This is a genomic window from Ornithinimicrobium sp. (genome assembly GCF_030537745.1).
Classification (GTDB): domain Bacteria; phylum Actinomycetota; class Actinomycetes; order Actinomycetales; family Dermatophilaceae; genus Ornithinicoccus.
The window spans coordinates 1-17,805 of the sequence record NZ_JAUNVI010000054.1 but is presented as its reverse complement, the minus strand read 5'-3'; the positions used below and the strand labels follow the sequence as shown (position 1 = coordinate 17,805).

22 protein-coding genes are annotated in these 17,805 nt (G+C 69.3%); 17 read left to right on the top strand and 5 right to left on the bottom strand.

Annotated elements, in window-relative coordinates:
- The 3 genes from Q4P07_RS11195 to Q4P07_RS11185 all read left to right on the top strand — a co-directional run.
- Nucleotides 1-140, top strand: a 140-nt coding sequence (locus Q4P07_RS11195; RefSeq protein WP_303375001.1) for a D-aminoacyl-tRNA deacylase, incomplete at its 5' end; no start/stop codon positions are given.
- A 121-nt stretch (nucleotides 141-261) separates the two neighbouring features.
- Nucleotides 262-585: a DUF2516 family protein gene (locus Q4P07_RS11190; RefSeq protein WP_303374999.1), complete on the top strand. Its 324-nt coding sequence runs from the start codon at nucleotides 262-264 to the stop codon at nucleotides 583-585.
- Between the two features lie 74 nt (nucleotides 586-659).
- A complete protein-coding gene (locus tag Q4P07_RS11185) occupies nucleotides 660-1,292 on the top strand; it encodes a GyrI-like domain-containing protein (RefSeq protein WP_303374998.1) in 633 nt (210 codons plus the stop codon).
- A gap of 102 nt (nucleotides 1,293-1,394) precedes the next feature.
- On the opposite strand, the gene Q4P07_RS11180 is transcribed toward Q4P07_RS11185, so the two are convergent.
- On the bottom strand, nucleotides 1,395-2,189 hold the full coding sequence (locus Q4P07_RS11180) for a trans-aconitate 2-methyltransferase (RefSeq protein WP_303375000.1): 795 nt from the start codon (nucleotides 2,187-2,189) through the stop codon (nucleotides 1,395-1,397).
- An 86-nt stretch (nucleotides 2,190-2,275) separates the two neighbouring features.
- Between Q4P07_RS11180 and mshA the strand changes: the two genes are divergently transcribed.
- From mshA to Q4P07_RS11165, 3 genes are read left to right on the top strand one after another with little or no spacing between them, the layout of a single operon-like run.
- Nucleotides 2,276-3,592 (top strand): D-inositol-3-phosphate glycosyltransferase, encoded by a 1,317-nt coding sequence (gene mshA, locus Q4P07_RS11175; protein WP_303374997.1) that lies wholly within the window; start codon nucleotides 2,276-2,278, stop codon nucleotides 3,590-3,592.
- Nucleotides 3,589-4,122, top strand: coding sequence for a YbjN domain-containing protein (locus tag Q4P07_RS11170; protein WP_303374996.1), 534 nt, complete (start codon nucleotides 3,589-3,591; stop codon nucleotides 4,120-4,122). Before mshA ends, Q4P07_RS11170 begins: the two co-directional genes overlap by 4 nt.
- Before the next feature lie 49 nt (nucleotides 4,123-4,171).
- A complete protein-coding gene (locus Q4P07_RS11165) occupies nucleotides 4,172-4,924 on the top strand; it encodes a phosphoglyceromutase (protein ID WP_303374995.1) in 753 nt (250 codons plus the stop codon).
- Nucleotides 4,925-4,958: 34 nt separating this feature from the next.
- On the opposite strand, the gene Q4P07_RS11160 is transcribed toward Q4P07_RS11165, so the two are convergent.
- Both Q4P07_RS11160 and Q4P07_RS11155 read right to left on the bottom strand, forming a co-directional pair.
- On the bottom strand, nucleotides 4,959-5,636 hold the full coding sequence (locus Q4P07_RS11160) for a response regulator transcription factor (protein WP_303374994.1): 678 nt from the start codon (nucleotides 5,634-5,636) through the stop codon (nucleotides 4,959-4,961).
- Complete coding sequence (locus Q4P07_RS11155) at nucleotides 5,633-6,958, bottom strand: cell wall metabolism sensor histidine kinase WalK (protein WP_303374993.1); 1,326 nt, start codon at nucleotides 6,956-6,958, stop codon at nucleotides 5,633-5,635. Before Q4P07_RS11155 ends, Q4P07_RS11160 begins: the two co-directional genes overlap by 4 nt.
- Before the next feature lie 188 nt (nucleotides 6,959-7,146).
- On the opposite strand from Q4P07_RS11155, the gene phoU reads away from it, so the two are divergent.
- Nucleotides 7,147-7,851: a phosphate signaling complex protein PhoU gene (gene phoU, locus Q4P07_RS11150; RefSeq protein WP_303374992.1), complete on the top strand. Its 705-nt coding sequence runs from the start codon at nucleotides 7,147-7,149 to the stop codon at nucleotides 7,849-7,851.
- Between the two features lie 82 nt (nucleotides 7,852-7,933).
- Here the strand turns inward: phoU and Q4P07_RS11145 are convergent, their stop codons facing one another.
- Nucleotides 7,934-8,455: a hypothetical protein gene (locus Q4P07_RS11145; RefSeq protein WP_303374991.1), complete on the bottom strand. Its 522-nt coding sequence runs from the start codon at nucleotides 8,453-8,455 to the stop codon at nucleotides 7,934-7,936.
- Nucleotides 8,456-8,596: 141 nt separating this feature from the next.
- Between Q4P07_RS11145 and Q4P07_RS11140 the strand changes: the two genes are divergently transcribed.
- The 6 genes from Q4P07_RS11140 (at nucleotide 8,597) to Q4P07_RS11115 (ending at nucleotide 13,408) form a co-directional block, all read left to right on the top strand.
- Nucleotides 8,597-9,079, top strand: coding sequence for a CarD family transcriptional regulator (locus Q4P07_RS11140; RefSeq protein WP_303374990.1), 483 nt, complete (start codon nucleotides 8,597-8,599; stop codon nucleotides 9,077-9,079).
- Between the two features lie 56 nt (nucleotides 9,080-9,135).
- Nucleotides 9,136-10,428 carry a 2-C-methyl-D-erythritol 4-phosphate cytidylyltransferase gene (locus Q4P07_RS11135; RefSeq protein WP_303374989.1) on the top strand — a complete coding sequence of 431 codons (1,293 nt, stop codon included), beginning with the start codon at nucleotides 9,136-9,138 and terminating at the stop codon, nucleotides 10,426-10,428.
- On the top strand, nucleotides 10,425-10,937 hold the full coding sequence (gene ispF / locus Q4P07_RS11130; RefSeq protein ID WP_303374988.1) for a 2-C-methyl-D-erythritol 2,4-cyclodiphosphate synthase: 513 nt from the start codon (nucleotides 10,425-10,427) through the stop codon (nucleotides 10,935-10,937). The genes Q4P07_RS11135 and ispF overlap by 4 nt, the downstream gene beginning before the upstream one ends.
- A 62-nt stretch (nucleotides 10,938-10,999) precedes the next feature.
- The gene (locus Q4P07_RS11125; protein ID WP_303374987.1) at nucleotides 11,000-12,106 is read left to right on the top strand and encodes an S-(hydroxymethyl)mycothiol dehydrogenase; all 1,107 of its coding nucleotides are present in this window, start codon (nucleotides 11,000-11,002) and stop codon (nucleotides 12,104-12,106) included.
- Entirely contained in the window at nucleotides 12,103-12,744 is a 642-nt protein-coding gene (locus Q4P07_RS11120) for an MBL fold metallo-hydrolase (RefSeq protein ID WP_303374986.1), read from the top strand. Before Q4P07_RS11125 ends, Q4P07_RS11120 begins: the two co-directional genes overlap by 4 nt.
- 73 nt (nucleotides 12,745-12,817) lie before the next feature.
- Complete coding sequence (locus Q4P07_RS11115; protein ID WP_303374985.1) at nucleotides 12,818-13,408, top strand: hypothetical protein; 591 nt, start codon at nucleotides 12,818-12,820, stop codon at nucleotides 13,406-13,408.
- A 66-nt stretch (nucleotides 13,409-13,474) separates the two neighbouring features.
- On the opposite strand, the gene Q4P07_RS11110 is transcribed toward Q4P07_RS11115, so the two are convergent.
- Nucleotides 13,475-14,113, bottom strand: a complete 639-nt coding sequence (locus Q4P07_RS11110) for a GPP34 family phosphoprotein (RefSeq protein WP_303374984.1) — start codon at nucleotides 14,111-14,113, stop codon at nucleotides 13,475-13,477.
- A 30-nt stretch (nucleotides 14,114-14,143) separates the two neighbouring features.
- Here Q4P07_RS11110 and Q4P07_RS11105 point away from each other — a divergent pair, with 30 nt between their 5' ends.
- From Q4P07_RS11105 to rlmB, 4 genes are all read left to right on the top strand, one after another.
- Nucleotides 14,144-14,422, top strand: a complete 279-nt coding sequence (locus tag Q4P07_RS11105; RefSeq protein ID WP_303374983.1) for a hypothetical protein — start codon at nucleotides 14,144-14,146, stop codon at nucleotides 14,420-14,422.
- A 66-nt stretch (nucleotides 14,423-14,488) separates the two neighbouring features.
- A complete protein-coding gene (locus tag Q4P07_RS11100; protein WP_303374982.1) occupies nucleotides 14,489-15,241 on the top strand; it encodes a membrane protein insertase YidC in 753 nt (250 codons plus the stop codon).
- Between the two features lie 9 nt (nucleotides 15,242-15,250).
- Nucleotides 15,251-16,717, top strand: a complete 1,467-nt coding sequence (cysS, locus tag Q4P07_RS11095; RefSeq protein WP_303374981.1) for a cysteine--tRNA ligase — start codon at nucleotides 15,251-15,253, stop codon at nucleotides 16,715-16,717.
- A 21-nt stretch (nucleotides 16,718-16,738) separates the two neighbouring features.
- A complete protein-coding gene (gene rlmB / locus Q4P07_RS11090) occupies nucleotides 16,739-17,740 on the top strand; it encodes a 23S rRNA (guanosine(2251)-2'-O)-methyltransferase RlmB (protein WP_303374980.1) in 1,002 nt (333 codons plus the stop codon).
- The last annotated feature ends 65 nt before the right edge of the window (nucleotides 17,741-17,805 follow it).

Here is a 17,805-nt window from a genome sequence, read left to right as displayed (position 1 = left end):
CGGTGGCCGAGCCTCTCGTGGACGCGGTCGTGGCGTCCCTGCGGTCTCGCGGGCTGGAGGTCGCGACCGGTCGCTTCGGCGCGATGATGCAGGTGGACCTGGTCAATGACGGTCCTTTCACCCTCATCGTCGACACCTGAGCGGCGCCTCCCTCTCGCACGTTCTTTCGCAACGTTCCCGCACGGCTCTCGCGCAACCCTCCTGCGCAACGCTGGGGGCCACGCGCAGGCGTCACCCAGCAGCACCGCATACGCTGGACCCATGCCTGGGATCTATCACGTACAGAGCCTGCTCTCCACCGTCATCGGCGTGGCGGTCTTCGCGATGATGGTGTGGGCCCTGATCGACTGCGTCCGCACCCGCGAGGACGCCTTCCCCGCCGCCGGAAAGCGGACCAAGTCGTTCTGGCTGGTGCTGACCGGGGTCGCAGCGGCAGTCGGCTTCATCTTCATGTTCAACCCGTTCAACATCTTCAACATCGCTGCGATCGTGGCAGCCGGGATCTATCACGCGGACGTGAAGCCAGCCGTCAAGTCAGTCCGTGGTGGCCAGGGCAGTCAGATGGGCCCCTACGGTCCGTGGTGACCCGCGCTGGGTCGCGGTCACGTCCGGCCACCCCACCCAGCGCGGAGCAGGCCGGTCGCGCGGTCGGTGCCGTCATGAACAACTACGACATCAAGAAGGCCTTCCCCGCGCTGTACGCGCCCAAGCGTGAAGGTTTCCATGTCGTCGAGGTGCCAGCGCTGTCTTTCCTCATGACCGACGGCCACGGCGATCCCAACGTGTCACCCGCCTACGCACAGGCGCTCGAAGCGTTGTACTCCCTCTCCTACGCAGTGCGCGCGATCACCAAGAGCGAGCTCGGGCGAGTCTACACGGTCGGACCGCTGGAGGGGCTGTGGAGCGCCGAGGACCCGCGCGCCTTCGTTGCCGGGGACAAGAGCACCTGGGACTGGACCATGATGATCTCCCAGCCCGCCTGGATCACCCCGCAGATCATCGAAGCAGCAACCCAGAAGACGGCAGCCAAGAAGACGGAGAAGAAGGCGCTTCCGGCACTCGATCGGGTGCGGTTCGCGTCATACGCAGAAGGCACGAGCGTGCAAGTCCTGCACGTCGGCTCCTACGACTCCGAGGCGCCCGTCCTGGCTCGGCTTCACCAGGACTATCTCCCTGCGCACGGGCTCACCTTTAACGGTCAGCACCACGAGGTCTATCTCTCTGACGCACGCCGCACCCAGCCCGCCAAACTGCGCACGATCCTGCGCCAGCCGGTCACCCCCGTCGGGTAGATCCGGCTGCCAGCGACTGTGTCCGTGGTCGTGGGCACGTGGAAGTTGCGGTATTCCACGACTCTCACGTGCCCATCACCACGGCCGCCAGCAACAGGAGGGTCAGGGGCGCACTGCGTCCCACGCCAGAGAGAGCTCGCCCAGGCGCCAACGCGAAGGGCCGTGCAGGACGGGCCAGCCCTGGCCCCGGAGCTCGCGCGCGGTCTCGACGAACCGCTGCCGCGCGCCGTAGCCGGCCAAGGGAGCGTGCCGCGCCCAGGCCAGGTCGAGCGCAGCCATCAGGTCATGCACCCTCTCGCCGGGGACGTTGTGGTGGATGAGGACCTTCGGGAGCCGTTCGGCCACGATCGAGGGGCGTTCGAGCCCGGCGAGGCGCCAGGCCAGCGTCAACGACGTCGGCGCTGCGGACCCGTCCTGGCCCTGCCGCACCTCGACCCAGGTGGCCAGCCGGCCGATCTCGTCGCAGGTCCCTTCAACCAGCACGCCACCGGGGGCGAGCCGACCCACCACCTGCGCCCAGGCGTCGGCGACCTGGCTTTCGTCATATTGCCGCAGCACGTTGAAGGCCCGCACCACCAGCGGTGACCCACCCCCCGGCACCGGCACCTCGAAGCCGCCCAGCACAAACTCGACCCGTGGGGGGTCGGCCGCCGCCTGCGCTCGCGCCACGCGCTCCGGCTCGATCTCGATCCCGACGAGCCGCACGTCTGGGCGCACCGGTCGCAGCCGATCGGCGAGCTCGAGCACCGTCACGGGCCTGGCTCCATATCCGAGATCGACCACGACCGGCGGCTCGACCGGAGCGCGCAGGACCTCCCGCAGCGCCCAGGCCATCCACCGGTCCACGCGGCGCAGCCGATTGGGGTTGGTCGTGCCGCGCGTCACCGCACCCACCATGACCTGGCGCCCAGAGCCGCGGTGACGACGGCTGACCGCTCGAGAACTCACCCGACCAGGGTAGGGGCCCGTGCCAGACTGGGGCGATGACCAGCGATGTCCGCCACGGGCTCTCCCGGGTCGCGATGGTGTCTCTGCACACCTCGCCGCTGGAGCGTCCCGGGATGGGGGACGCGGGCGGCCTCAACGTCTACGTCGCCGAGACCGCGACCCGCCTGGCCCGCCGAGGGGTCGAGGTGGATGTCTTCACCCGGGCGGTGCTCGACACCCAGCCGTCTGCGCTGCAGTTGGCGCCGGGCGTGACCGTGCATCACCTGGTGGCAGGTCCGACCGCGCCGCTGCCCAAGGGCGACCTGCCGAGACATCTGACGGCGTTCGCGACGCAGTTGGCGGCCCACCTGGACGTGGCTGGCGGCTATGACGTCGTTCACTCCCACTACTGGCTATCTGGCATCGCGGCGCTGCACGCGCGTGCGGCACAGACGAGCCGGGCTGGGCTGGTCCACACCATGCACACCATGGCCAGGGTGAAAAATCTCGCGCTCGCGCCCGGCGAGGCCCGCGAGCCAGCTCTCCGCGAGGAGGGGGAGGAGCGGGTCGTCGCGGCCGCGGATGCGCTCGTGGCCAACACCGACCTCGAGGCGAGGCAGCTCATCGACCTCTATGCCGCCGCGCCGCAACTCGTGCAGGTCGTCCACCCGGGCGTGGCCCTGGAGACTTTCCGGCCCGGTCCGCAGGACGCCGCGCGGCGGGCGGTCGGACTGCCATCGGACGCGCTCGTGCTCCTCTTCGTCGGCCGGATCCAGCCACTCAAGGCACCGGACGTGCTCGTCCGCGCCGCGGGTGAGCTCCTGCGTCGTGCGCCGGGGCTGCGGGATCGGCTGGTCGTGGCCATCCTCGGAGGTCTCTCCGGAGCTGGCCTGGACCGGCCCGGCTCGCTTCAGGAGGTCGTGGCAGAGGAGGGTCTGCAGGAGGTGGTCCGCTTCGGGCCACGGGTCTCCCGCGCCGAGTTGGCCGACTGGTATCGCGCGGCCGATCTGCTGGCCGTCCCCTCCCACAACGAGTCCTTCGGCCTAGTCGCGATCGAGGCGCTGGCCTGCGGGACACCGGTGGTGGCGGCGAAGGTGGGTGGGCTGCCCGTCGCGGTGGGTGAGGCGGGGGTGCTCGTCGACGGCCACGACCCGGCCACCTGGGCCGAGGCGCTCGGGGACGCCCTGACCCGTCTGAGCGAGCCGGGCGGTCGGGCCGCGTGGTCGGACCAGGCTGTCGCTCACGCCCAGCACTTCTCGTGGGAGAGAACGATCGACCGTCTCCTTGAGGTCTACGCTTTCGCGGCCGACCACTCCCGCCATCAGGGTCAGGTGGCCGCGCCCGACGTGACCTGTGCGACGGTGACGTCATGAGCGCCGAGAGGACCCCGCATACCCCGTCCGAGGTCCTGCTCGACCTGCTCGACGGACTCGGCGTCGAGCACGAGCCCGGGACGCGGGAGGGCGAGACCGTCGTCACCCTCCCCGGCGAGCGCAAGCTCAAGACGGTCGTGTCGTTGCTCGTGGGCGGCCGCGCCCTGCAGCTGCGCGCATTCGTGATCCGCAACCCGGACGAGAACCACGAGGCGTTCTATCGCTTCCTGCTGCGGCGTGCGCTGCGGCTTCCGGGACTGGGGTATGCCGTGGACGCCAGCGGGGACGTCTACCTCACCGCCCGGGTGCCCCTGGCCGGGCTGGACGAGCAGACCCTGGACGAGCTGCTCGGTGGCGTGCTGACGGCCTGCGACGAACCGTTCAACGACCTGCTCAGGCTGGGTTTCTGGACCTCGATCCGCCGCGAGTGGGCCTGGCGCAACTCTCGGGGGGAGTCGACGGCCAACCTCGAGGCGTTCCGGTCCGAGCTCGAGACGGCAGACGCAGAAGCAGCCGGACGCCAGACCTGAGCGCAGCGGCCCAGCGCCGCGCGGGACCGGCGACCGATAGAGTTTGTCCATGAGCGATGAGGTACGCAACCTGGTCCTGCTCCGCCACGGCGAGAGCGAGTGGAACGCCAAAAACCTGTTCACCGGATGGGTCGATGTCCACCTGACCGAGAAGGGTCACGCCGAGGCGCGGCGGGCTGGTGAGCTGCTGGTCGACGAGGAGTTGCTGCCCGACGTCGTGCACACCTCGCTGCTGCGCCGGGCGATCACCACCGCCAACACTGCGCTGGACCTCGCCGACCGCCATTGGATCCCGGTGCACCGCACGTGGCGGCTCAACGAACGGCACTACGGGGCGCTGCAGGGCCTGGACAAGGCGGCAACGCGGGAGAAGTACGGCGACGAGCAGTTCATGCTGTGGCGTCGCAGCTTCGACACTCCGCCGCCGCCGATCGAGCCGGACAGCGAGTTCTCTCAGGCGGGTGACGCTCGCTATGCCGACGTCGACGGCGACGTGCCTGCCACGGAGTGCCTCAAGGACGTCATCGGACGCATGCTGCCCTACTGGGAGGCTTCGATCGTCCCCGACCTGCACGACGGGCGGACGGTCTTGGTGGTCGCCCACGGCAACAGCCTTCGCGCGCTCGTCAAGCACCTCGACGGCATCAGCGACGAGGACATCGTCGGGCTCAACATCCCCACCGGCATCCCGCTGTTCTACCAGCTCGATGCCGACCTGCGGCCCGTGCACCGAGGCGGACGCTACCTCGACACGGACGCGGCGGCGGCCGCCATCCAGCGGGTCGCCAGCCAAGGCAAGTAGGCGCTGGAACTGCAGCGGCACACCCTGCCAAGGACTACTCGAACTTGTAGCCGAGCCCGCGCACGGTCGTGAGGTGGACCGGGTTGGCCGGGTCGGGCTCGACCTTGGCGCGCAACCGCTTGATGTGCACGTCGAGGGTCTTGGTGTCGCCGACGTAATCGCTGCCCCAGACTCGGTCGATCAGCTGCCCGCGGGTCATGACGCGACCGGCGTTGCGCAGCAGCATCTCGAGCAGCTCGAACTCCTTGAGCGGCAAGGCGACAGGCTCGTTGCGGACCTGCACGGTATGGCGTTCCACATCCATGCGGACCGGTCCGGACTCCAGGGTGGCGGGCAGGAGTTCTTCGGGCTCGCTGAGCCGGCGCAGGACCGCCTTGATCCGAGCGAGGAGCTCGCGGCCGGAGTAGGGCTTGGTGACATAGTCGTCGGCTCCGAGCTCTAGGCCCACGACCTTGTCGATCTCGGAGTCTTTGGCGGTGAGCATGATCACCGGGACGCTCGAGCGCTGCCGCAGGGCTCGGCAAACGTCGACTCCAGACAGCCCGGGGAGCATGACGTCGAGCAGCACGAGGTCGGCGCCGTTGCGGTCAAACTCGGACAGCGCATCCGGTCCGGTCGCGACGACGGCCACGTCATACCCTTCCTTGGTCAGGAGATAGGACAGAGGGTCGGAGAAGGACTCTTCGTCCTCCACGACGAGAATGCGGGTCAACTCGGCTCACCTTTCGACAGGTCGACGGACATAGCGTGGGAGGGGTGCGCCGGCAGCGCAGTGACGTCGTGACGAGCGTTGTTCTCGCCGTGGGCGGCGTCGGCGACCTGGCGTGGACGTCCGGGTTCGTGCAGCGCGAGGGACCCGACGGGACGGCTGTCCTGTGCCGCAGGCAGCCTCAGGGTGAAGGTGGAGCCCTGCCCCTGCTGGCTCCAGACCGTGACGGCGCCGCCGTGGTTGGCGCTGATGTGCTTCACGATCGACAACCCCAGCCCGGTGCCGCCGGTGCGGCGGGACCTGGCCGGATCGATCCGGTAGAAGCGCTCGAAGATGCGCTCCTGGTCCTCCGGGGAGATGCCGCGACCCTGATCGGTGACGACGACCTCGACCGAGTCCTCGACCCTGCGCGTCACGACCACGACGCGGGTGCCGTCCTCGGAGTAGGCGATGGCGTTGGTGACCAGGTTGCGGATCGCCGTCGTGATCATCTCGTGGTCGCCATAGATCCGCACCGTCGCCGCGTCGCCAGGGCCGATCGCCACGACATCGCGGGCGCCGGCCAGCACTGACGTCTGCTCGACAGCCTCTGCGGCGCACGTGCCGACGTCGACCAGCACCATGTCGGCGAGTATGTCGCCGGTCTGCAACCGGGACAGGTCGACGATGTCGCTGACCAGCCGCGTCAACCGAGCCGCCTCGGTCTGCATCCGCCCTGCGAACCGCGCCACGGCCACCGGGTCGTCGGACGCGTCCTGCACGGCCTCGGCCAGCAGGACTAGACCGCCGACCGGCGTCTTGAGCTCATGGCTGACGTTGACGACGAAGTCTCGTCGCACCTCCTCGACGCGCCGCGCCTGGGTGCGGTCCTGGATGAGGATCAGGACGAGGCCGTCGCCGATCGACGCGATCCGAGCGCTGATGAGGATGCGTCCAGCGCCGAACGGGCCGCGCGCGATGTCAAAGTCCGCCTCTCGGAGGGCTCCGTCGCGCTGCACCTGGGCGACTTCCTCACGCAGGCCATGGTGGAGCAGGTCGTGGCCGCGGACCAGCCCCAAGGCGACGGTGGAGGCGCTCGCGGCGCGCACCTTGTTGACCCTGTCGATCACGATGCTGTCAGAGGGCAGGACCGCGAGCGCCTCGACCAACGCGCAGGGGAGAGGGGCAAGGGTGGCCCGGCCCGGTGGCGCAAGCTCGCGTTCGGTCGCGGCCTGTGCTTCGCCCCGGCGAACCGCACGAACGCGACGATGGGTCACCCACCATCCGCCCGCGCAGGCCAACAGAGCGACGAGTGCGCCCACAACGAAGGCGGGGACAGGATCCACGTGGCCAGCCTACGGGCGGCTCCGGGTCGTTCTTTGCCCGATGGCCTCCGGCGGTGCAGTGTTCACCGGCGTGTCGTACGTTGTTCACTCGGGCCTGCGACCGTCGGTGCAGGGTTCGCGACCGTCGTGGGACCCAGTGGACCTGGCATACGTCTGGTCGCGGCGAGCCGAAACGAAAGGTGCCTGCCTTGAGGGGTCTCTTCCATGAAGAGTTAGAGCTCATCTCCGAGCAGCTCGTCGAGCTGAGCAAGATGTCGGCGCGGGCGTTGAACCGCGCGACCCAGGCGCTCTTCGACGCTGACCTGGTGCTGGCTGAGCAGGTCATCAGCGACGACGAGGAGATCGACGCGGTCCGTCGCGACCTCGACAATCGCGCGATCGACTCACTGGCTCGGCAACAACCGGTCGCCACCGACCTGCGGCAGCTGGTCACCACCTTGCGCATGAGCTCGGACCTGGAGCGCAGCGGGGACCTCGCGCGCCACGTGGCCAAGCTCGCTCGCCTTCGCTATCCCGAGCCGGTGCTCCCCGAGGAGCTGCGCTTGACCTTCGTGGAGATGGCCGAGGTCGCCGAGGCGATGGTCCTGCGCGCAGGGGAGATCATCGCCAGCCTCGACGTGAACGGCGCCAAGGAGCTCCAGGACCGCGATGACACGATCGACCGGCTCCACCGTGACGTCTTCCGGATCCTGCTGGACCCGAAGTTTGCCGGCGCCACCCAGCTCGTCATCGACAGCACGTTGCTGTCCCGCTACTACGAGCGCTTCGCCGATCACGCCGTCTCCGTCGCGATCCGCGTGGTCTATCTCGTCACCGGGGTGTGGCACGACGAGCTGGATGAGGCCACCTATGAGCGCCACACGTCGGGGCAGGTCCCGCGCGCCGAGGGGTAGGCCGCCCGACCGGCACGACCTACCTGGTCGTAGACGTCGCTGGCTGACCTGAGCAGGCCCCGAGGCGCTCGCGCGTGGGCGGTCAGTTGCCAGGCTCGACGGTGCCGCCGGCTTGGTCGGCAAGGTCGGCGTAGATGCCCTGCGGCAGGAGCACCGGGACGTCGGCGGCGAGGGTCTCGGAGCCCACCTGGAAGCGGACCTCGATGCTCTGCCCCGCGGGGGTCTCGATGGCCGGGACCGTCGTGGGCTTGCCCGGGGTGTCGCCGACGGTGACGCCGTCGAGGCGGGTCAGCGAATGGGGCTCGACGGTGACGTCACCGACGGACGTGCCGTTGACGCTCACGGTCACGGTCTGCGCTTCCGCGCCCTCGTTGATCAGCGAACCGCTCACCACACCTGGGGCGCCGTCGCCGTGGCTGACCACGAGAACGTCGCGGGCGGCGAGGGAGCCGCCGTCCATGTCGATGCCGTCACCGGGGGTGTAGGGCAGCAGGGTGGAGACCGGGGAGTTGATCTGGCAGCCGCTGAGCGCCATGGCGGCGAGCGCGGTCGCGGAGATCAGGGCGGTCCGGCGACGAGGGCGGAAGAAGGCAGCGGTGTTCACGGGTCATAGCCTAGCGGGGCGCGCCCACGGCTGGGGAGGCCCCGGATCTCCTCCCCTGACCAGCACAAATGTCAAGCATTGGATTTAGTGACCTGCGCCACGCGTGATAAACTCAAGGTCTGCGAAAGGTGCTTTGTGAAGATGACGTTCAAGGTCGGCGAGACGGTCGTGTACCCGCATCACGGTGCCGCGCTCATCGAAGAGATGAAGACCCGCACCATCAAGGGTGAAGAAAAGCTCTACCTCAAGCTCAAGGTAGCCCAGGGTGATCTGACCATCGAGGTCCCGGCAGAGAACTGCGACCTGGTCGGCGTTCGTGACGTGGTGGGCAAGGAGGGTCTGGACAAGGTCTTTCAGGTGCTGCGTGCCGAGCACACCGAAGAGCCCACCAACTGGTCGCGCCGCTATAAGGCCAACCTGGAGAAGCTGGCCTCCGGTGACGTGATCAAGGTGTCCGAGGTCGTCCGCGACCTGTGGCGTCGTGACAAGGACCGTGGCCTGTCCACCGGCGAGAAGCGCCTGCTGTCCAAGGCGCGTCAGATTTTGGTCTCTGAGCTTGCGCTCGCGGAGAAGACCACCGAGGTCACCGCCGAGGCCACCCTCGACGAGGTTCTCGCCTCCTGAGCGAGCAGCAGTCACGACCCGGTCATGCCCTGCATGGCCGGGTCGGTCTGATTCTGGTGGCCGCAGGAGCGGGCACGCGGCTCGGTGCTGGCACGCCCAAGGCGCTCGCCGTGATCGGTCACGGCCCCAGCGCTGCCCCCATCGTGGTCCACGCGCTGCGCTGCGCCCTTGGCTGCCGCGAGCTGACCGATGTCGTCGTCGTCGGGCCGCCCGCCCCGGCGGCCCTCGCCGAGCTGAGCGACGCAATCGGCCGCGAACGGGCACGGGCTCGGCATACCGCGGATCACGACGCCGACGACGGTGGTGACGTCAAGCATTACGGCGCTGTCGACGAGCACGTCGCGGTCGCCGTTGTCGCGGGAGGTGCTGCCCGAGCTGACTCCGTGTCGCTCGGGCTGGCCGCGCTGCCGGCCGAGGTCGACATCGTGCTGGTCCACGACGCGGCCCGCGCGCTGACGCCGGCTGACGTCTTCGACCGTGTCATCGCGGCAGTCCGGGCCGGTGAGGATGCCGTGACCCCCGCCCTGCCCGTGACCGACACCATCAAGGCGGTCCAGGCAGGACCCGACGGCGAGTCGGTGACCGACACCCCCGACCGTGAGGTCCTGCGCGCGGTCCAGACCCCCCAAGGTTTTCGGCGGCAGACGCTGGAGCGGGCGCATGCTGAGGTCCGTCAGTCCGTCACCGACGACTGCGGCCTGGTCGAAGCTCTCGGTGGTCGCGTCCGCGTCGTCGCTGGCTCGCCACGCGCCTTCAAGATCACCACGCCACACGATCTCGAGCTGGCCTCGATGTGGCTGGACCGCCGATCTGTCGCCCTGCCCGACCCTGCCGGCACGGCGCTGATCATCTTCAGCGGGCTGCCGGGAGTCGGCAAGACCACCTTGGCCCGTGAGCTCAGCAGGCGGCTCGGTGCGGTGCATCTGCGGGGGGACGCCATCGAGCAGGGTCTCCTCCGCGGCGGGCTGTCGACCGATCAGCTTGGCGCCGCAGGCTATGGCGCGGCGTATGCCGTGGCGGCAGACCAACTGGCGGCGGGGTTCTGGGTCGTCGCGGACATGGTCAACGGCCTCGCCGTGGTCAGGGCCGCGTGGGAGGAGGTCGCGGCCGCGGCAGGCGCAAGGGTCGTCAAGGTCATGGTCGAGTGCTCGGACATCGAGCAGCATCGACGCCAGGTCACCGGGCGGATCGCCGACATCGCGGGTCACCGGCTCCCCGACTGGCACGATGTCCTGGAGCGTGATCTGGAGGCGTGGCCGGAGGCGGACCTTCAGATCGACACCGCGTCGGAGTCCCCGGACACCGCGATCGAGCGCCTCATCGCCTACCTGCAGGAGTCCTCCCCATGACCGCACGCACCGGCATCGGCGTCGACGTCCATGCCTACGCCCCCGAGGGGTCCGACCGGGTCCTCATGCTCGGCTGCCTGGAGTGGCCGGGGGAGCGTGGCATCGAGGGCCACAGCGACGGCGACGTCGCAGCGCACGCGGCATGCAACGCGCTCCTGTCGGCCGGTGGCCTGGGTGACCTGGGCTCCGTCTTCGGCACGGACCGGCCCGAGATGGCCGGGGCCAGTGGAGCGCAGATGCTCGCCCACGTCCTGCAGCTGCTCGACGAGGCCGGTCTGGCCATCGGCAATGTCGCGGTCCAGCTCGTCTGCCAACGCCCGCGGATCGGCGTGCGCCGAGCCCAGATGCAGGCCGCGATGTCCGCGGCCCTCGGCGGCGCTGCCGTCTCGGTGAGCGCGGCGACCACGGACGGCTTGGGGTTCACGGGTCGTGGTGAGGGCGTGGCCGGCCTCGCCACCGCGCTCGTCCTGTCCCGTCCGCCTGAGGATGGCGCAGACCAGAGCCCCTGAGGCCGACCGGGTGTGTGCTGGATAGGGTGGAAGTCCGTGCAGTTCGACCACAGGAGGCCACCATGGCACAGACCGTCAAGGGCGTCATCGCCCGCAGCAAAGACGCGGACGTCGAGGTTGTCGACATCGTGGTCCCGGACCCCGGACCGGGGGAGGCGGTCGTCAAGGTTGAGGCGTGCGGGGTGTGCCACACCGACCTCCACTACCGCCAGGGTGGAATCAACGACGAGTTCCCGTTCCTGCTGGGCCACGAGGCGGCCGGCACCGTGGAGGCCGTCGGGGAGGGAGTCACCGAGGTCGAGCCCGGTGACTTCGTGATCCTCAACTGGAGAGCTGTCTGCGGCACCTGTCGGGCCTGCAACCGTGGTGAGCCGTGGTACTGCTTCGACACCCACAACGCCTCCCAGAAGATGACTCTCGCCGACACCGGCGAGGAGCTGAGCCCTGCGCTGGGGATCGGCGCCTTCATCGAGAAGACCTTGGTCCACGCCGGCCAGTGCACGCGGGTCGACCGGGAAGCGTCGGCGGTAGCGGCGGGCCTGCTGGGGTGCGGCGTGATGGCCGGCTTCGGAGCGGCGGTCAACACCGGCGGTGTCACCCGCGGCGACAGCGTCGCGGTCATCGGCTGCGGGGGCGTCGGCAACGCCGCCATCGCCGGAGCCAGCATCGCGGGGGCGACCACGGTCATCGCCATCGACATCGACGAACGCAAGCTCGAGAGCGCCAAGCGGTTCGGGGCGACGCACACGGTCAACTCCAAGGACTCCGACCCTGTCGCGGCGATCCAGGAGCTGACCGGCGGCCACGGCGCCGACGTAGTGATCGACGCAGTCGGGCGTCCAGAGACCTATCGGCAGGCCTTCTACGCCCGCGACCTGGCTGGCACCGTGGTCCTCGTCGGTGTCCCCACGCCCGAGGCGGAGATCACCTTGCCGCTGATCGACGTCTTCGGTCGAGGCGGGTCCCTGAAGTCCAGTTGGTATGGCGACTGCCTGCCTTCGCGAGACTTCCCGATGCTCATCGACCTCTACCGTCAGGGTCGCTTCGACCTGGACGGCTTCGTGAGCGAGACGATCGCGCTCGGCGAGGTCGAGTCGGCGTTCGACAAGATGGCTGGCGGCACCGTCCTCCGCTCGGTCGTCGTCATGGACCAGGAGGAGAAGAAATGACCAGCACGGGCACCACGCGCATCGACCACGGAGTCACGACCGGCAACTTCGAGCTGGACGGTGGGGTCTGGGAGGTTGACAACAACGTCTGGGTGATCGGCGACGACGACGAGTGCGTCGTGCTCGACGCACCGCATGACGCTGAAGCGATCATGGCGTTGGTGGGAGATCGTCGCGTCACTGCCATCCTGCTGACGCACGCGCACACCGACCACGTCGACGCGGTCTTCGATCTGCAGCAGCGCACGGGCGCCCCGATCCACCTGCACCCTGCCGAGCAGCCGCTGTGGGACCTGGCCCACGAGGGGAAGAGTTGGGACCACGACCTGGCGGCAGGTCAGCAGATCGAGGTCGCCGGCACCACGCTGAAGGTGCTGCATACCCCTGGCCATGCGCCTGGCGCGTGCTGCTTCTACGCCCCCCAGCTCGGGGTCCTCTTCAGCGGTGACACCCTTTTCCAGGGTGGACCCGGCGCGACCGGTCGCTCGCACAGCAGCTTCGAGACGATCATCGAGTCGATCACGGACCAGCTCTTGACCCTCCCGCCGGAGACGGTGGTCCACACCGGGCACGGCGACAGCACGTCGATCGGCGCCGAAAGGCCACAGCGCGAGGAATGGATCAAGCGCGGGCACTAAACCTTCCGCGCTGCTGGTGCGACTTAGATGGTGAGGGGCCCCGCTGGGACCCCCGGACCGAAGGGTACGCATCATGAAGACCACCTCACGCCTGGCTTCCGCGCTGCTGGGGATGGCGCTGCTCGCGCCCGCCTCCGCGGTGGCCATCACCCCGGCCGCCGCCCTGCCCGCCGTCTCCACCACCACCGCGACCTGTCAGGTCGTCTGGGGGTCGCTGGCCAAGTCGGACGCGGACAGCCACATCGGCGACGGCACCGTGACCAACCTGCGCACCGGACGGCATACCTGCTATGACCGGGTCGTCATTGACATCGCCAACATCCCGGCGAGCAAGGTCGGCTACAGCCTGGCCTACGTCAACACTGTCCGATCCATCGGGTCGGGCCAGGCTATCCCCCTCGACGGTGCCGCCCAGCTGAAGGTCCGGGTCACCGTGCCGGCCTACAACTCCAGCGGCGCTGCCACCTACAGTCCGCAGAACCAGTCCAAGGTCGTCGACGTCACCGGCTACAGCACGCTGCGTCAGGTCGCGCTCGCTGGCTCCTTCGAGGGCCAGACGATCTTCGGTGTGGGCGTCCGCGCCCGTCTGCCCTACCGCGTCTTCCTCCTGGATGGCCCGGGCAACGGCTCGCGGCTGGTCCTGGACGTGGCGCACCGTTGGTGACCGCTGGGGCGATGACGTCCATCTGGCCGGTGGCTCCGGGCCGTCCCCACGGCCCAGGACCACTGGTCACCTGGTCGTGACGACCACCGTGATGGCTGCGGTGATCTCGTCGATCGCCTTCTTGACCGCCTCACTGCCCCAGCGGCCCTTCGAGATCTTCTTGGCGCTCGCCCGGATCTCATTGGCCTTGACGCCCGAGCGCACGTCTTTAGGCATGGCGGTGCCCCAGGCCGAGGTGGCTTGGAGCAAAGAGATGAGGGCGCCGGTCCGTGCGTCCGGCTCCTGGACACCGGTGAGCACGCGCAGCAGCTCGGCCCGCAGGTCGTCCCGCGGAGCGGGGTCCACCAGTGGCCAGCCGCTCCATATCCGCACGCCGAGCACCTCGTGGCGGTCCTCCTGGACCACTTCGTTCGCCGACAGCCGCTCAAGGAGGAGTTTGGGCATCCCCTTGCCGATCGCGGCCAGCGCGTCCTTGGGCTTCTTGCCGGTCTTCGCCTCGATCCGCAGCAGGGCTTCGTCCAGGACCTCATCACCCGTGGGGGCCGACTCGAGGACGGAGAGCCGGTCCCGGTCGTCCAGCATGACCTTCTCGGCGGTGGCCAGCTCTGACAACAGCGCGCCAGCCACCCCGAGCTCACGGCTGGACACGTGGGACACGCCCTTGTCGTTCATGGTCAGCAGGAGATACTCCTCAGCGATCAGCATCCTGCCACGCTAGCCGTTAGTCTGATCCCCGTGACCAGTTGGCTCCGGCGTCTGCGCTTGGTAGGGCTGGCGCTGTCGCTGCTCACCGTCGCGGCCGCGGTCTCGCCGACACTCGGCCCCGACCACCTCATCCTCGCGCTGGTCCTCGCCTGCGGCCTGACGATGGTCCCCACCGCTGACACGCCCCTAGTGCCCCGACTCGTCTCGGCCCACAGGCGAAGCCAGGTCTGCCGCGAGGTCGGCGTGCGGTCGGCCAACCCCGACCGCTCCGGCGTCTCTCGCGCGCGAGCGCCAAACCAGAACTCCTAGCGGCGACTGCGGGAGCAGGCGTCGCCGACGCCTGTCCGCAGCTCGCCATACCCAGGAGTCCGCCCCATGTTTCGCTTCCTCGACCCGTTGCTCGTCCCCGTCCATGACCTCCTCGCCGCCATCGCTCCCGTCATCCCCGCAGGCGTGGCGGTCCTGCTGCTCACCCTGCTGGTGCGACTCGCGCTGCACCCCCTCAACCGGCGGACCCAGCACCAGGCGGTGCGCCGTCGGGAGCTGCAGCCTCGGCTGGACGAGCTCCGCGCCACGCACAAGGACGACCCCAAGGAGCTGCAGAAGGCCACGCTCGACCTGCACCGGGAGGAGGGCGTCCCCCTCGCGCCTGGCTGCCTGTCCGCCCTCATCCAGCTGCCGGTCTTCAGCCTGGTCTACCGCCTCTTTACCGCTCAGGAGATCGGCGGGGAGCACAACCAACTGCTCGACCACACCTTCCTGGGCACCCCGTTGTCGGCGCACCTGCTGACCGCGGACCCGGGGCACCGGTGGGTCTTCCTCGCGCTGATCGGCATCACCCTGGTCGTGGCCGGTTTCGCCGCCTGGCAGCTGCGACGGCACATGGCCGAGGACCGTGCGGTCAACGCGGTGAGCAGCCAGGGCAAGGAGCTCTCCGAGCAGGCCCAGGCCATGACCGGGGTGATGGAGCAGGTGAGCAAGGTGGTGCCGCTCATGTCGTTCATGACGGTGATGGCGGTCTCGAGCGTGCCGCTGGCGGCGGGGATGTACCTCGTGACCAGCTCGACGTGGGGTCTGCTGGAACGCTCCAGTCTGCGGCGGATCAGGCATGGCCTCGCGCGCAGGTAGCCTTGTGCGGTGACCCTGCACCTCTTTGACAGCGCTTCTCGCGCGCTGCGCCCGTTCTCCCCGATCGAGCCGGCGAGCAACCACGTCGGGATCTATATCTGTGGGCTCACCACTCAGGGCTCGCCGCACATCGGCCACGTCCGCTTCGCGGTCGCCTTCGACATCCTGCGCCGCTGGCTCGAGCGCGGCCACGACTACGACGTCACCCTCGTGCGCAATGTCACCGACATCGACGACAAGATCTTGGCCAAATCGGCGCAGGCTGGCCGGCCGTGGTGGGCCTGGAGCTATCTGCACGAACGGGAGACCAGCCAGGCGTTGGACTTGCTCGGCGTGCTGCCCGCGACCTATGAGCCGCGGGCCACCGGCCACATCACCGAGCAGCTCGAGCTCATCGAGCTCCTCATCGACAAAGGTCACGCCTATGTGGCGGAGGACGGCACCGGCGACGTCTACTTCGACGTGCGGTCCTGGCCGCACTACGGCGAGCTGACCCGACAGAAGCTCGACGACATGGAGGCGACGACCGACGCGGACCCCCGCGGCAAGCGGGACCCCCGAGACTTCGCGCTGTGGAAGGGGGCTAAGGATGGCGAGCCGGCGACGGCCTCGTGGCCGACCCCCTACGGCCGAGGCCGCCCCGGCTGGCATCTGGAGTGCTCCGCGATGGCACGCAAATACCTCGGCGACTCCTTTGACATCCACGGCGGTGGCGTGGACCTGCGCTTCCCGCACCACGAGAACGAGCAGGCGCAGTCGCGCGCGGCTGGCCTGGGCTTCGCCAACTTCTGGCTGCACAACGCCTGGGTCACGATCAAGGGCGCCAAGATGGGCAAGTCGTTGGGCAACGCGTTGGCGGTCACCGAGCTGACCCGGACGGTCCGACCGCTCGTGCTGCGCTACTTTCTCGGCGCCGCGCATTACCGCTCCACCATCGAATACGGCCCGGACTCGCTCACCGAGGCGCTCGCTGCGGTCGAGCGGATCGAGGGGTATGTCGCTCGCGCGCTCGAACTGTTGGGTGCCTCCCCCGACGCGGTGGTGGCGCAGGCTGCGGGGTTGTCGGTCTTCGACGCCTTCCCGGCCGCGTTCCGCGACGCGCTGGACGACGACCTCAACGTGCCCGAGGCTCTCGCCGTGGTCTTTGCCACCGTGCGGGAGGGCAACAAGGCGATCGAAGCCCAACCGGACGGGATCGACAAGGAGACGACTGAGCATCACCTCGTGCAGCTCATCGCCATGCTGGACGTGCTGGGCATCAACCCGCTGGACCCCGCGTGGGGCAGCGCGTCCTCGGGAGCAGACGACACGACGACCCAGGTCCTCTCGGGCCTCGTCGAGCAACGGCTCGCGGCCCGGGAGCAGGCCCGCAAGGACAAAGATTTCGCAGAGGCAGACGCCATCCGCGACCAGCTGACGGCCCTTGGCGTCGTCATCGAAGACACCCCGACGGGCGCCCGCTGGGCGCTGCGCTGAGGGCTGACGAGGAGAGCAGTGATGGCTGGCAATCAGCAGCGCCGCAACGCGCGCACGAGCAACAAGAAGGGCATGATCGTCGGCTCCGGCGGTCAGCGTCGCAAGCAGCTCAAGGGCAAAGGCCCGACCCCCAAGGCGGAAGAGCGCCCCGGACATGTGGCCGCGCGCAAGGCGACGCGGGAGGCCGCGCCGGGCGGTGCTGAGCCCCGAGGAGCTGGTCGAGCGCAGGGTGGCCGACCCCAGGGTGGCCGCAGCAGCGGGCCGCGCCGCTCAAGCACGCGCGGTGCGACCGAGATGGTCGCTGGGCGCAACAGCGTGCTGGAGGCCCTGCGGACCCACATCCCTGCTCACACGTTGTATGTCGCGTCTCGGCTCGAGTCCGACGATCGCGTCAGAGAGAGCATCACGCTCGCGACGCAGTCCGGGATCGCGGTGCTGGAGGGCTCGCGGGCCGAGTTGGACCGCCTGACCGACGGCGCGGTCCACCAGGGCCTGGCGCTGCAGGTGCCGCCCTACGAGTACGCGCACCCCGAGGATCTGCTCGACGTGGAGCTGCCCGGCACGCCACTGATCGTGGCGCTGGACGGCATCACCGACCCCCGCAACCTGGGCGCGATCATCCGCTCGGTGGGTGCCTTCGGTGGTCACGGGGTCGTGGTGCCGTCGAGGCGGTCCGTCGGGATGACGGCCTCGGCCTGGAAGACGGCAGCCGGTGCCGCGGCCCGCGTCCGGGTGGCGCAGGCGACCAACCTGAACCGCGCGCTGCAGGACTACCGTCAGGCGGGCTTCTTCGTGGTCGGCCTGGACGCGGACGGCGACGTCGAGCTGCCCGGACTGGAGCTCGCCGACCAACCGCTCGTGATCGTGGTGGGCAGCGAGGGCAAGGGCCTCTCACGCCTGGTCCGCGAGAACTGCGACCAGATCGTCTCGATCCCGATGGCAGGGGTGACGGAGTCCCTCAATGCTGGGATCGCCACCGCGGTGGCGCTCTATGAGGTGACGCGCTCGCGGCGCAAGGCCTGACCCGCCCCTTGACCGGACGGGTGGCCTTGCCACTCCGGCCGGGCGGTCTGGACACTCCGGACGGG